We start from the raw sequence: 13243 nt of genomic DNA on the forward strand, positions 1-13243 counted from the left end.
CATGCCGATGCTGGGTGAGCGCGCCGTGGTTCTCGGCGCGAGTATGGGCGGACTGGTCGCCGCCAGAGTGCTGGCCGATTTCTTCGAGACCGTCACCGTGGTCGAGCGAGATGCCCTGCCCGACAACGCTGGTGTGCGGCGAGGGGTGCCACAGGCACGGCACCTGCACGTTCTCTTGCTGCGCGGCGCGCAGATCCTCGACGAGCTCTTCCCCGGGTTCCTCGATGACCTGGTGGCGCAGGGTGTGCCGGTGTGGAACGACGGGGATCTGTCCAAGATGCACCTGTCGTTCGGGGGTCATGAGGTGATCCGGTCCGGCACGCTGCCCACCGGTCCCAGCGAGTTGGCCGTCTACTCACCGAGTAGGACACTGCTGGAATGGCAAGTCCGGCAAAGGCTCCGCGCGATCGCCAATGTGACGATCCTGGAGTGCCACGACGCGGCTGAGGTGACCTCGACCGCGGATCGCAGCCGCATCACCGGAGTGCGGGTGGTTCACCGCGACGGTGGCGCCGAACGGTTGTTGACCGCCGATGTGGTGATGGATGCGACGGGCCGCGGTGCACGGACGCCGGCGCTGCTGCAAAGTCTCGGTTACGGCCGGCCGGTCGAAGAGAACATCGTCATGCACACCACCTACGTCAGCCAACTGTTGCGGATCCCCAAAGGCGCACTGATGGAGAAGGTGGTCGACATCGGCCCGGCGCCCGGCCGGCCGACCGGGATGTTCCTCACCGGCTACGAGAACGACACCTGGATGTTCACGGTGTTCGGGATGGCGGGCCACGAGCCGCCGCGCAGCTTGGCCGGCATGCTCTCCTTCGCGGAGGGGTACTGCCCCGCGCACCTGCGCGCGGCGGTGCGGGCCGGTGAGCCTGTCGGTGCACCGTCACAGCACCGTATGCCCTCAAGCCAGTGGCGCCGCTTCGACAAGATGGCGCGGTTTCCCGCCGGGCTACTGGTGTGCGGTGACGCCATTTGCAGTTTCAACCCGGTCTACGGGCAGGGGATGACGGTGGCGGCTTTGCAGGCGATCGCGTTGCGAGACTGCCTGAGTCGTGGTGTCGACGACCTGCCCAGGCGGTACTTCCGTGCCTCGGCGAAGCCAGTCGGCGTGGCCTGGCGGATGGCCGCGGTCTCTGATCTGGCGTTCCCGGAAGTGCAGGGGCGGCGGACGGGATCGATGCGCCTGATCGTCCGGCTGGTCGACTGGGTGCTGGCTGCGTGTGAGTCCGATCCTGTGGTGGCCGCCGTCTTCTTCAAGGTCAACAGCCTGATGGTCCATCCTGTGCGCCTGCTGTATCCCACCATCGTCAGTCGCGTGGTGCTGCGGAACATGTTGCGCCGACGGTGATTGGATGTGGCAGCCCCGGGCCGCCGGGACCGGGGCTGCCACAGTCATCTACTCGGCGCCGCCGGTGGACGAGTCGCCGTCGGAGGCCGACTCGCCCTTGTCGCCGGCCGCGGGCCCACCGGAGTCCTTGGTGTCCTCGGCTTTCTCGGAGCTGTCCTCGGCGCCCGATTTCGTGCCGCCGTTCTTGACGGTGCGGTCGGCACGGGTACGAATGCCGCTGTAGGACTTGCCCTTGTCCGGCGACGGACTGGCTTCGGTGTCCTCGGCGGTGCCGTCGGTTTCGGTGTCGGTCGAGGCCTCGCCGCCAGCGGTGACGCCGCCGGTGGGCTCGTCATCGCCGGAGGTGTCCGACAGCGGGGTGGCGGTGTCCGTGTCGTCCTTCACCGGTGCGGTGTCAGCGGTGCCGAGCTCCGCGGTCGCCGATTCCTTCGTCAGATCCAGGCTCACCAGGGTCGCGTTGTCGCTGGGCGTCGACGTGATGGCTGAGGTCTCGGCGTCACGCAGCGTCTCCTGCGGCGTGCGCAGCGGCGGGGCGAGGGGATTGCCCGTGCCGTCCCAGCCGAGGGCCTTGGCGATCTGCTGGGTCAACCCGATCAACGAACCGATGGCGCCCGGACCGACACCGGTCGGTCCGCTGCCGTCACCGAGGTCGATGGTGAGGGCGTTGAAGATCGAACCACCCGGGCTCAGCAGGCCGCCGAAGACGAGCTGGGCCTTGAAGTTCAAGCCGGGGATGGGCGATTCCAATCCCACCGCATTCAGCAGGGGAGTGATGTCGATCGACTGCCCGCCGTTGAGGAACGCGTCGGCCATCGCCGCAGGCGTGTTGAGCAACGTGTTGAGCGCGGCCTCCAGATCGGGAGCCTCGCCGGTGAGGTTCTCGAACACCGCGTTGAGGCTGCCGCCCAGGGCCAGTGCCGGGTTGATCACCGGGCCCACCAAGCCGAGCAGCACCCCGCTGAGGTACGTCGTGCTGAACTGCACCAGCGGTGCCAAGTCGGCGGGTACCACCGGATCGATGATCGGAGGCAACCCGTTGAGGAGCAGGTCGTAGATGGTCGCGTGCAGCTCATCCATCGTGGTGAGATCCACCGCGAACGGCGCCTTGATCGCGGCCTCCGCGTTGGCCGCGATCTCTTCGACGATCGCGGGGAAGTCCGGGAGCTGGCGCAGGTAGCCGATCTGATTGGCGATGACCTGCTGCAACACCGGAGCCGGCGCCTGCAGCCACTTGTCGACGAGGTTGGCGAAGTTGACTTCGGAGGTGTTGAAGACGTTCAGCCACGGCGTGATCGGGTCGACCGCGGCACTGAGCGCGACGGCGGGGCTGGGAACCATGACGTCGGGCACCGGCGGGCTGACCGGGCTGACTGCGATGGCACTGGCGCCGACCAGCGCCACTCCTGCTGCGAGGTAGGAACGGGCAGCAACTTGCATGGGCTTTCCTTTACATGAACGTAACCACGACAGTCGCAGAACCTACCCGAGAGTAAGTTTTGTTGTATTCAATTTCGCAAAATCCGATAGGAAAGCTAAGTGCGGTTCGCCTCGGCGGCTATCCAGCTCCTATGAGTGTTGAAAGACGTTGACTGGTAGGCGGGCTCGCCGCACAGACGGCGGCAGGGCCGGTTTGCCTCACTTGACTGCTCGCGATACCACCACTTGATTCGATTCGGATCTGAACCGTCGTCGCCCCGCTGACCATCCCGAGGGCTGGGCGATGTGCTTGCGAAGGGACATACCCGCGCGCCAGCCAGCTAACAGCCACTGGCGCACTCCGGGGTCGCGGCCGCGGACAAAGCCGCGAAGTTGCGAACGTAGGGGCGGGAGGTCTGCGCATACTCAGCTATGGCAAGAGAACCGTGGGCCGACACGCAGTCCAACGACAACAACGGTGCGGCCACACCGGACGTCGAGGTGATCCTGGCGGCGGTGCCGGTGGGCAAGCTCCTGGTTGTCGAGCACGTCTCGGGAAGGTTGGCTGCCCGCGATGGCGAGGTGGTCCAGTTCCTGCAGGCCGCTGCGCAGGGTGAGAACTCGGTTGTTTTCCTCCCGGTGCAATTCGTCTCGGGCGTCAGTCAATTCAGTCCGGCCCAGGGCGTCGGTCGTTGGCATCAATTCGGCTCACCGGCAAGGCTTTACGTGCGCGGCGGAAACAGTCTTGTGGTCACCGGCGGAGCAAATGCCACTTTCTCGCTGTTCGCTTCGGCGATCGGGTACCTGGTGGATGAGTGAGCTGTCTCAGCCACGTTCGGCGCGAACTCGCGCCGCGCGGCGGATCGCGGTGAGGAATGGCGCGTCCTGGGCCTGCACCGTCGGTGCGAGTTGCTCGTAGGGGCGGATGGATTCGTGGTCGGGTCGGCTCCGGGACATCCACGCCGACCAGGCATCGTGCACATCGGAGGCCTGGGTGTGTTGGCCTTTGGCGCGCATGAGTACGGCGTACAGGACAAACAGGTCATCGCAGTCCTCCGGTAACCCGGTGCCTGCGGGTACGCAACTCCGAATCAGTTCGGCGTCGGCGTCGAGATAGCTCATATCGGCAGTCTGCCGAGCAGCAGGACGACGTACAGCAGTCCGAAAACCACCGGTACCACACGCTCGACACCGCCCAGTTCCCGAAAGACCTTGCCGAGCCGGAAGCGTCGATCGACCACCTGGTCGTCGGGCATCAGCTCTGCCCACTCATCGGTATACGGCTTGATCGGCAGGTGCTCTGCCTCGATCCGGTTGATCACCGCGAACTTGGCGGAGTTCAGCCTGCGGTACACACGAAGGAGGAACCACCAGCACGTGGACACGGCGACGCCCGCGATACACACCGCACCGAACCGCAATGCGGAGTCCGGCTCTGACGTGGACAATCCCACCACCGCGATCAACGTGGTGTTCACAGTCAGGAAGAAGCCGTTGGCGGTTGCCCGCCGCGACGAAACTCGATCCGCCATCTCGACGGCCAATTTGTAGATGTCCAGTATTCGGGGGTCGCTCTGAGGTTGTCGGGGCTCACTCATTGTTCGCCTTTCGAAAATGCCCGAGTTCTGGCCCGCGCTCCGGCATTAGTGGAAAGATGAATACATCACCCGTGGAACCGTCAAAGTGGCGCGCGCTCAGGGAGGCCGGTGTGACCACGGTTCACCTCCATTGTGGTATTCCGTCGGGAGATGTACTTCCCTGCACAAGTAGGCGGAGAAGGTATTCGCTGTGCACCGTCTGCATTCGTAGGTATCGTCGCAATGATCATGCTCGATTGGGGGCGATCACATGGGCGGGATGCGCAAAGTGTCGATCGCGGTCTTGTCTGCATCGACCATGCTTTTCTGCAGTTGTGCCACCGACGACACCCGCAGCTCCTCGCTCGCTGATTACGTTCAGCGGGAATGCGCGATCACTGTCGATTTCAACAACCGGTTTGGCCATCTCACGCGAGAATTTGCCGACAAGTTCGGTGATCAGGCCGCCCTCGCGGCCACAGTCCGCGATATCGCGAGCCTGTATGAGGAGGTGATCGCGAAGGCGAAGGAACTCGGCGACCCGCCCAACGGTGAGGGTGTGGGTGACGACGAGCACGTGGAGCAGGCTGCGCGATCGCTGGTCGAAGAACTCCACGCTGTCGCCACTGACATCGAAACCGCCAGTACCGAAGACGGCGTTCGGGCCGCGATCAACCGAATGAACGATGCGATAGTGGAGTCGTCGAATATTGCGGCCGAATGGAGAAACGCGCACCCCACTCCCGAACTCGACAGCTTGAAGAAGACGTATCCCGGGTGCAGTGACGAACCGGCCTGAAACAGAACAATCACCGTTCGAGTAGCGCTCTACTCGCTCACAACTGTCCCGTCACCGTGAAGATCATCAGTGTCGCGGGGATCGAGAGGAGTGAGGTCGAATGCACCTTCGCAAGAATGCTGCCACCCGACAATCCCTGGTCCATTCCCACTCGCGGGCGATAGCCGGTGACGATGCCGGTGAAACCGACATTCCCACGGATTCCACCGAGGGCAGCATGCGCGACTCATCTGACGGAATGCAGTTCGACGTTTTCATAAGCTACTCCCGTCACGACGCCGCGGTGGCGGACAAGATCGAGCGAGACCTCGAGAAGTACCCATTGCCACGGGAAGTGCGTAAACGGCTCGGGCGAAGACACCTCAACGTATTTCGCGACCTCAGCGATATGACGGGCAACCGTCTGGGCCCGGCACTCGAACTGCATCTGTTGAACTCCAGAACGCTTGTGGTGTTGTGTTCGCCTGCCGCACGCCGCTCCGGATACGTCAGCTTGGAGATCAACCGATTCGCCGAGCTGCGCGACGCCGAACGTATTGTGCCCGCATTGATCGGCGGGGGCCCGAACAATGACCCGAACGTCGATCCAGCGGACTGGGCGTTTCCCGATGCCCTGCAGGTCGCTCTGGGCGACGGCCCTCTTGCGGCGGACCTGACACGGGCGTGGAACAGTAAAGGCAGACGCGCCAAGGTGACCCGTGGCTCGCCCTGGGTGCAACTGGTCGCCGGCATCGTCGGGTCAACCACCGACGACCTGACGCAGCGCATCGCGAAATCAGAACGACGCCGCCACCAAGTGATCGCTGCGATTTTCATGGTGGTGCTGGCCGTCAGTGGGCTGGCCGTGTTCCAGATGCACCGCGCTGACCAACAAGCGCTTCAGGCGGCGGCCACCCGGCTGGCGGAGCACTCGCGAACCGAATTGACCGCCAGCCGTGCGCCTGACACCGTGCGTGCCATCCAAGAAGCCCTTGCCTCACAGAGTCTTTCGCCCTCCGCCGACCCGGGCGTCCTGCTGCGTACTCTCGAACTCACCTCGGACGTCAACAAGGTCATCATCACCGGGAAGCCGATGCTGTCCGGATTTGATGTGGTCCCGGAAGCCATCACGACGCGCGAGCTGAACCCGGTTTTTGATGTGGCCTTCAGCCCGGACGGCCGGCAGATCGCGACCGCTGGATCCCAAGTGCGGATGTGGGACAGTGAGACTGGCAAGCGTCAGAATCTGTTCGACACGAACCTGCTGCTCGACATGAGTATCGCGTTCCGACCGGACGGTCGCCGCCTCGTCACCGGTGGGGCTCAGTTGCGAATCTGGGATGACGCCGGCACGGCCATCGGAGAACCGCTCCGAGGCCACCGAGGTTTTGTCACGAGCGTTGGCTTCAGCCCGGACGGACAGCGCATCGTATCCGGCGGCTCGGATTCGACCGTGCGGCTATGGGACGCCAACTCCGGGGCGGAGATCGGCGCCCCGATGACCGGCCATTCGAGCACGGTCAACTCCGTGGCATTCAGCCCCGACGGGCAGCGAATCGTTTCCGGGGGCGAGGACGGGACCATCCTGACTTGGGACACCGGCACTCAGTCGCGGTACGGACAGCCGGTCGACGTCGGGGCCGACGTCAACGCGGTCCTGTTCCTGCCCGACAACCGACGCGTGGTCAGCGGCGACAACGCCGGCCAGGTCCGGATCTCTGACTCGTCCACCGGTGCACCTGCCGGCATCATCGCCTCTGATCGGTCGGCGGTGACAGCCATCGCGCTGAGCGCGGACGGCCGCCGGATCGCGTTCAGCGGGGTCGACCCGGCGATCAGGTTGGCCGACGTCGAGCAGGGCCGGCCAATGGGCGCCGCGGTAGGGCACACAGGACCGGTCACCAGCCTGGCATTCAGCCTCGACGGCAATCGCATTGTCTCGAGCAGCCACGACGGCACGGTTCGAGTATGGAATGCGGACAACCATCGATCCGGTGGTCGCCAGGTGGTGGGGTCCCCATCGGTTGATGGAGCAGTCCCGTTCGCGAAAAGCATTGCGATATCTCCTGATAGCCGCCGGATGGTAGGAGGCTACGGGGATGGGGCGCTACGGATCTTCGAGACGGAGACCGGCCGGCCGGTGGGAAGCCCGTTGCGGGGCCACCGAGGTGGTGTCGACTTCGCGGTGTACAGCCCGGATGGCCGTCGTATCGCGTCGGCAGGCTCGGACCTCACGGTTCGAATCTGGGATGTCGATTCGGGCCGGCAAATTGGGACGGCGCTTCCCGAGCACTCCGGCACCATCGTGCAACTCCTGTTCAGTTCGGATGGCCGCCGAGTTCTTTCGACGAGCGAGGACAAGACGATTCGCGTATGGGACACCGATACCGGTCGCCCGGTCGGCGAGCCCATGCGCGGGTACGAGGTGTACTTCGGCAACGTGGCGTTCAGTCCTGACGGGCATACGGTCGCCGCCGGCGGAGCCGACAACACCCTGCGGTTCTGGGACGCGAGTACCGGCTTGCCGATCGGCGCGCCGCTGACAGGTCACCGGGACGTCGTCAACAACGTCGGATTCACGCCGGACGGACGGCGCGTCATCTCCTCGAGTTTCGACTCTCTGCGACTGTGGGACGCTCAGACCCGACAACTCATCGGGGATCCGCAGTCGGGCCTGAACTTGTTCGGGAGTCTGGTGGTCAGCCCAAAGGAAGACCTCTTCGTAACCGGAGGAGCGAAGAGCATACGACGGTGGAGCGCTGAAACCGGCGATCCCATCGGTGACCCGATCACCGCGCACGACGATGCGGTGGGCGATATCGCCATCACAGCTGATGGCCGGTTCATCGCGTCGGGAAGCATGGATCACACCTTGCGGTTCTCGGATCTGGTGCAGGGCCGACCGGTCGGCGATCCCTTGGACGCCGGAACAGACAGTGTGGCCGGCGTGGTGTTCAGCGGTGACGACCGCCGAGTTCTCACATTGAACATCGCGCCCGACGAAACCGTCAGCGCCTGGATCTGGCCCGGTCCGGCCGCGTGGCATGACGACCTGTGCAACAAACTGACTCACAACATGAGTCGTCGCCAGTGGTCGGAGTGGGTGTCCCCGGACATCGATTACCGACCGCTCTGCGAAGGGCTGGAGGAACTTCCCGATGAGGGAGTTCCATGACCAGCATCTGCCGCGATGCAGCGCACTGATCCAAACCTCGCGTCCCTACGGCGCGTCAGGAGGAGATCCGACGCCGATCGCGGGATGATGCGCATGTGGTTGATGTTGCAAATGTGACTAACGTGGCGCAGGATGCGCTGACCGCCGCGGCGCCGACGGCGAACGACCAGCCGGTGGAGCCCGCACCGTCGCAGCAAAAGGTCTGGGTGATGCCCAAGACCCCGGTCACCCGCAAACACGCCGACAAGATGGGGCGCATTGCCGTCGACGCCGCGTCGAGCATCGCCAGAGCCGTCGCCGTCGTCGCGCGATTCGCTGGGCGCAACGTCACCCGATTGTGGCGTGCGCTCGAAGCGGTACCACCGGCATTGCTGCTGTTCCTCGTCGCCGGCCTGCTCCTGCTCCTGGGACTGGTCGGTGCGATAGCGCTGCAGAACACCCTGGGCCTGATCTGCACGGTGGTGGTTATCCCGGTGAGCGCCCTCGTCCTCGGTGCCATGGGGCAACGCTGGTACAGCGGACTCGGCGCTCCGCAGGCGTCACGCGAAACCGCACCGGCCACCTCGGAGCTGCACCGTTCCGTCCAGTACATCGACAAGAAGCTCGCCACGGCCCTGACGACGTTCGGCACCGAGCGTCACCAGCAGGCCGTGATCGCCCTCTTCCAGGCCAAGACTGCCGTCGAACTCACGCTCGGCACCGAGCAGGACGGCGCGGAACTCGTCGGCGTATCCCTGCCCGAGGACTCGCGGCCGCGGATCCGCGTCGGATCGACCTCGAAAACGATGCTGCGAGAGAGCAACTCACTGGCGGCTTCGTGAGCGGACTCACCGGACAGATCGCCCTCGTCGAGGACGACTACACACTCGTGATCAACCGTGGCGCCGAGGCCGGTGTGACGCCGGGCATGGTGTTCGCGGTGTACGCAGACGACGGCCAGGTGATCACCGACCCGGAATCCGGCAGGGAGCTGGGCCGGCTCACCCGTGAGCAGCTGCAGGTTCGGGTGTTCGACGTGCATCCGTTGTTCGCCCGCGCCCACACCTTCGTCAGGACCGACGATTTCCATGGCCTGCTCGGGTTGCCGTTCGTCGAGGACCAGCACGTCGTCACCGTGAACATCGGCGACACCGTTGCGCTGGTGGACGGCGAAGCGAACATGTCGGCCGTCGAGTCGACCGGAACCTCATAGCGCGTCATCGGCCGATCTGGTGTGGGCGGGGCGCAGCCGGGCGATGATGCCGTCGAGGTCGAGACGGAACATGTCGGGCCGGAAGATGTGCCCGCCGGGAACCTCATGTGATTCGGAGGGGATGCCGGCCGCGCTGAGGCGTTCGCGGAACTCCCGCTGACCGGCGAGCACCTGGGTTTCGTTCACGCTGTCGAACCAGTTCAGGGGGTCCGGACTGGTGCCGGCGACAAGGAAGATCCGCTTGTTCCGATAGCTCTCGATGCGCTCGATGGGATTGTCGGCGCTGACCCGGGCCTGGTCCCAGAGCGGCGCCCCGTAGACGGTGCCTCCGGCCAGATCCAGCACCGCCGAGGTGATGTTCGCCCAGTGCACCACCAAACCGAAATCACGCCGCAGGCTGGCCGGACCGGAGTGCGCACTCACCGACGCGAAGTGGCCGTAGTACTTGGCCGCGTACTTCAGCGCCCCGAAGCCACCCATCGAGAACCCGGACACCGCCCGCCCGTTGTACTCCGGATACACCCGGAAGTTGGCCTCGATCCACGGAAGCAGCTGACCGATGTGGAAGGTCTCCCAGTTTCGCGGCCCGACGAAGGAGGCGACCGGGTTGCAGTGCCAGCCCGCCCGCCCGCCGTCGGGCATCACGACGATGATCGGCTTTCCGGCGGTGAGGTCGCGGATACCCCAGAAGTCGAACTGCCGGAAGTCGGCGTCACCGCCGTGGAACAGGTACAGGACGGGATAGGACCGGCCACTGGTGCGGTAGTCACCGGGGAGCAGGACGTTGATGCCGGGGTTCCACCCGATGGCCGACGTCTGGAACCTGTAGTACCACAGCCGGGGGTCGTTCTCGTTGCGGTCGACGATCCGTAAGCCGAACCCGTCGGTGCGGCCGACGAAGATCACCAGCACCCGCCCGACGTTGAGTGGGCCGGTAGGGGAGATGCCGTTGACCGTAGCGATCAGAGACGAGAACGAAGCGTCACCGTAGAAGCGGGTCGCCAGCGACGACAAGGTGTCGCCGGCGGCCACTGTGTATTTGGTGAGATCGGGGATGATGAGCCGTTGCCCGGGGGACAGGGCGCTGGATTCGGAGATGCCGCTGCTGCCGGCGATCAACCGGTCCAACTCTGCGTCACCGTAGAAGCGGGATGCCAGCGACGACAGGGTGTCTCCGGCGGAGACCGTGTACCGGGTGAAGTCCGGCATGACCAGCCGTTGTCCCACGTTGACCACGTTGGGGTTGGTGATGCCGCTGGCGGTGGCGATCAACCGGTACAGTTCGGCGTCACCGTAGAAGCGCAAGGCCAATGCCGACAGCGTTTCCCCGGCGACGACGATGTGTGTTCTGACCATTGGTGCGCTCCTCCCGTTGCTGGTGGCGGCGGCTCCTTCCGGCGTCGACACGCCGCGTCACTGTGATGGATACCGGACCAGCCGCACGCCTGGATCGGTTTGGACAAACGAATGCAACCGTGACAATTGGCGCAGGAATGTGCTTGGCGCCGTTCGCTTCCCGATGCAAGAACCATCCGCCGGCCCGTCGGCAACGAATGCATTCAAGAGTCGACCGTTTAAACCCGCGGAATGGGGTTATGCCACGGCGGCGCGTCTGGGACAGTGGAAGGGATAGGAGACATCTTGGGACCGGAGAATGGTGTGACCACGGGTGCGGCTGATCGCATGGCACCCGAGGAGATCGCCCTGCGCCCGCGCAACGTCCACTTCCAGCTGGACGAAGCCCCACTGCACTGGATCCCCGGCGATCCCTACGGGTCGCATGCGGTGACGGCCCTCAACCTCTTCCTGCCCGCCGCCGAGCGATGGTTCAGCAAGCTGCTCTCCGACGCCTTGGAGTACGTGCGCGCTGACCACCTGCGCGAGGAGATTGTCGGCTTCATCGGCCAAGAGGCCGTGCACGCCAAGACCCACGACCGGGTTCTGGTGGACTATCTGCTGCGGCACGGTATCGATCCGGCCCGTTTCCTGGCGCAACTGGAGTGGGTCGCCGGGCAGTACGACCAGCAGATGGCGAAGATCCCGCCCAAGCACCGGCGCCGGGCGCTGGCGTCGGGAACCCATGCACTGTGCGCCGCCGAGCACTTCACCGGAGTCCTCGGGCACTGGGCGCTGAACAACTCCTGGGACGACATGGGTGTGGACCCCACGCTGGCCGACCTGTACCGCTGGCACGGTGCCGAAGAAGTCGAACACCGGCATGTGTCCTACAACGTCGCCAAGTACTTCAACATGGACTACCTGGCCCAGGCCCTCTCCGGGGTGATCGTCAGCTTCGCTTTGGTGGGAATCGTGTTGCGCGGCACCAAGTTCCTGGTGCATGCCGATCCCGCACTACCCAATCTCGGTTATCCGCGGTTGTTGTGGAAGTTGCGTGCCTCCGGCGCGCGCGGAGCCATCCCCACCGGCGGGATGATCGTGCGTGCCGCGGGCCGGCTGTTCAAACGTGACTACAGCCCGGTCGACGAGGGCAGCACCGCTCAGGCGGTTGCCTACCTGGCGACGTCTCCGGCTGCCCGCGCCATCCATGGCTGACGGCCGGGGTCGGCTGGCGCGTCTGCTCAGGCCCTACGTGGGTGAACCGCCGCCCGGTCTGTACCGACCGGGTCGGCCGGACCTGCTGATCCGGGTGGCGGGCATGGCGGTGCCGCACTTCGTGTCGGTGGTGACGCGACTCGGCGGCGATCAGGAGCTGCCCGAGCTTCCGGTGGCTGTCAACCGCAGGGCGGTGCGGGTGGCGGACCGACGCCAGGTGGCCCGCGACCAGGACGTCATCCAACTGACGCTGGCATCGGCGGACGGGACCGCGCTGCGGGCATGGCACGCCGGGGCCCACATCGACCTGCATCTGCCGTCGGGACGGACCCGACAGTACTCGTTGTGCGGTGACCCCGCGAAAGCCGACGAGTACCGGATCGCGGTGCGGTGGATCGGGCGCGACGGTGGCTCCGCCGAGGCGCACACGTTGACCGTGGGGCAGGTCGTCGAGATCAGCGATCCCCGCAATGCGTTCATGATGCCGCTGCCCGGATCGGCGTCGCGCGCCGAGAAGCTGCGGTTCATCGCCGGCGGCATCGGGATCACGCCGATCCTGCCGATGGTGCGCCTCGCCGACCGCCAGGGCGTGCCGTGGTCGCTGTGCTACACCGGCCGCAGCCGGGACAGTCTGCCGTTCCTGGACGAGCTGCTCGCATTCGGTGACAAGGTGCGGGTGCGCACCGATGACGAGTTGGGCCTGCCCACCGCCGAGGAACTGCTGGACGGGGTCGACGGTGCCACCGCGGTCTACGTGTGCGGGCCGCCGGCGATGACCGAGAAGGTGCGCCAGGCAATCCCGGTCGATTCGGGCACCGAGGTGCACGTCGAGCGGTTCTCGCCGCTGCCGGTGGTGGACGGGAAGCCGTTCCACCTGCGGTTGCGCAACGGCGAGGTGGTTCCAGTGGCCGGAGACCAGAGTGCGCTGGCTGCGCTGCGCGCGGCACGACCGAATATCAGCTATTCGTGCCAGCAGGGTTTCTGCGGCACCTGTGTTCAACGGGTGGTGGCCGGCGAGGTGGATCACCGCGACCACACACTGACCGACGAGCAGCGCCGCGCCGGTCAGATTCTGGTCTGCGTGTCCCGGGCGGCACCCGGGGAGCAGCACTTGGTTCTGGATGTCTGATCGTCACGCCGGTGAAAGTCCCTGTCGGGACGACGATCTCACTCATCGGGTTTAGACCGCGCCGTGCAG

General features: G+C 65.4%; 12 protein-coding genes. 8 read left to right on the top strand and 4 right to left on the bottom strand.

Features of this window, described 5'->3' with window-relative positions; all coding sequences use genetic code 11:
- The first annotated feature begins 1 nt into the window (after position 1).
- Positions 2-1354: an FAD-dependent oxidoreductase gene (locus tag AC3A6P_RS16800; protein ID WP_487692792.1), complete on the top strand. Its 1353-nt coding sequence runs from the start codon at positions 2-4 to the stop codon at positions 1352-1354.
- A gap of 48 nt (positions 1355-1402) precedes the next feature.
- Here AC3A6P_RS16800 and gjpA read toward each other — a convergent pair whose 3' ends face one another.
- A complete protein-coding gene (gjpA, locus tag AC3A6P_RS16805) occupies positions 1403-2791 on the bottom strand; it encodes an outer membrane porin GjpA (RefSeq protein ID WP_487692793.1) in 1389 nt (462 codons plus the stop codon).
- A 411-nt stretch (positions 2792-3202) separates the two neighbouring features.
- On the opposite strand from gjpA, the gene AC3A6P_RS16810 reads away from it, so the two are divergent.
- Positions 3203-3589: a hypothetical protein gene (locus AC3A6P_RS16810; protein WP_487692794.1), complete on the top strand. Its 387-nt coding sequence runs from the start codon at positions 3203-3205 to the stop codon at positions 3587-3589.
- A 6-nt stretch (positions 3590-3595) separates the two neighbouring features.
- On the opposite strand, the gene AC3A6P_RS16815 is transcribed toward AC3A6P_RS16810, so the two are convergent.
- Both AC3A6P_RS16815 and AC3A6P_RS16820 read right to left on the bottom strand, forming a co-directional pair.
- Positions 3596-3892 carry a DUF7701 domain-containing protein gene (locus AC3A6P_RS16815; protein WP_487692795.1) on the bottom strand — a complete coding sequence of 99 codons (297 nt, stop codon included), beginning with the start codon at positions 3890-3892 and terminating at the stop codon, positions 3596-3598.
- Positions 3889-4368, bottom strand: a complete 480-nt coding sequence (locus AC3A6P_RS16820) for a RipA family octameric membrane protein (protein ID WP_487692796.1) — start codon at positions 4366-4368, stop codon at positions 3889-3891. The genes AC3A6P_RS16815 and AC3A6P_RS16820 overlap by 4 nt, the downstream gene beginning before the upstream one ends.
- A gap of 259 nt (positions 4369-4627) precedes the next feature.
- Between AC3A6P_RS16820 and AC3A6P_RS16825 the strand changes: the two genes are divergently transcribed.
- The 4 genes from AC3A6P_RS16825 to AC3A6P_RS16840 all read left to right on the top strand — a co-directional run bounded on the left by AC3A6P_RS16825 (position 4628) and on the right by AC3A6P_RS16840 (position 9492).
- Entirely contained in the window at positions 4628-5146 is a 519-nt protein-coding gene (locus tag AC3A6P_RS16825; protein ID WP_487692797.1) for a hypothetical protein, read from the top strand.
- Between the two features lie 100 nt (positions 5147-5246).
- On the top strand, positions 5247-8300 hold the full coding sequence (locus AC3A6P_RS16830; RefSeq protein WP_487692798.1) for a TIR domain-containing protein: 3054 nt from the start codon (positions 5247-5249) through the stop codon (positions 8298-8300).
- A 122-nt stretch (positions 8301-8422) separates the two neighbouring features.
- On the top strand, positions 8423-9121 hold the full coding sequence (locus AC3A6P_RS16835; protein ID WP_487692799.1) for a hypothetical protein: 699 nt from the start codon (positions 8423-8425) through the stop codon (positions 9119-9121).
- The gene (locus tag AC3A6P_RS16840) at positions 9118-9492 is read left to right on the top strand and encodes a hypothetical protein (protein WP_487692800.1); all 375 of its coding nucleotides are present in this window, start codon (positions 9118-9120) and stop codon (positions 9490-9492) included. Before AC3A6P_RS16835 ends, AC3A6P_RS16840 begins: the two co-directional genes overlap by 4 nt.
- Here AC3A6P_RS16840 and AC3A6P_RS16845 read toward each other — a convergent pair.
- A complete protein-coding gene (locus AC3A6P_RS16845) occupies positions 9487-10848 on the bottom strand; it encodes an alpha/beta hydrolase-fold protein (RefSeq protein WP_487692801.1) in 1362 nt (453 codons plus the stop codon). The genes AC3A6P_RS16840 and AC3A6P_RS16845 overlap by 6 nt on opposite strands.
- A 303-nt stretch (positions 10849-11151) precedes the next feature.
- Here AC3A6P_RS16845 and AC3A6P_RS16850 point away from each other — a divergent pair, with 303 nt between their 5' ends.
- Together AC3A6P_RS16850 and AC3A6P_RS16855 are read left to right on the top strand one after the other, a co-directional pair.
- Positions 11152-12045, top strand: coding sequence for a metal-dependent hydrolase (locus AC3A6P_RS16850; RefSeq protein ID WP_487692802.1), 894 nt, complete (start codon positions 11152-11154; stop codon positions 12043-12045).
- On the top strand, positions 12038-13174 hold the full coding sequence (locus tag AC3A6P_RS16855) for a PDR/VanB family oxidoreductase (protein ID WP_487692803.1): 1137 nt from the start codon (positions 12038-12040) through the stop codon (positions 13172-13174). The genes AC3A6P_RS16850 and AC3A6P_RS16855 overlap by 8 nt, the downstream gene beginning before the upstream one ends.
- Positions 13175-13243: the final 69 nt, after the last annotated feature.

This window comes from Mycobacterium sp. Soil_C_30 (genome assembly GCF_057656995.1).

What these genes read in the sequence shown, in the direction of transcription:
- AC3A6P_RS16800 (WP_487692792.1), top strand. Translation starts at nt 2, where the DNA reads ATGCCGATGCTGGGTGAGCGCGCCGTGGTTCTCGGCGCGAGTATGGGC.
- gjpA (WP_487692793.1), bottom strand. Translation starts at nt 2,791, where the DNA reads ATGCAAGTTGCTGCCCGTTCCTACCTCGCAGCAGGAGTGGCGCTGGTC.
- AC3A6P_RS16810 (WP_487692794.1), top strand. Translation starts at nt 3,203, where the DNA reads ATGGCAAGAGAACCGTGGGCCGACACGCAGTCCAACGACAACAACGGT.
- AC3A6P_RS16815 (WP_487692795.1), bottom strand. Translation starts at nt 3,892, where the DNA reads ATGAGCTATCTCGACGCCGACGCCGAACTGATTCGGAGTTGCGTACCC.
- AC3A6P_RS16820 (WP_487692796.1), bottom strand. Translation starts at nt 4,368, where the DNA reads ATGAGTGAGCCCCGACAACCTCAGAGCGACCCCCGAATACTGGACATC.
- AC3A6P_RS16825 (WP_487692797.1), top strand. Translation starts at nt 4,628, where the DNA reads ATGCGCAAAGTGTCGATCGCGGTCTTGTCTGCATCGACCATGCTTTTC.
- AC3A6P_RS16830 (WP_487692798.1), top strand. Translation starts at nt 5,247, where the DNA reads ATGCACCTTCGCAAGAATGCTGCCACCCGACAATCCCTGGTCCATTCC.
- AC3A6P_RS16845 (WP_487692801.1), bottom strand. Translation starts at nt 10,848, where the DNA reads ATGGTCAGAACACACATCGTCGTCGCCGGGGAAACGCTGTCGGCATTG.
- AC3A6P_RS16855 (WP_487692803.1), top strand. Translation starts at nt 12,038, where the DNA reads ATGGCTGACGGCCGGGGTCGGCTGGCGCGTCTGCTCAGGCCCTACGTG.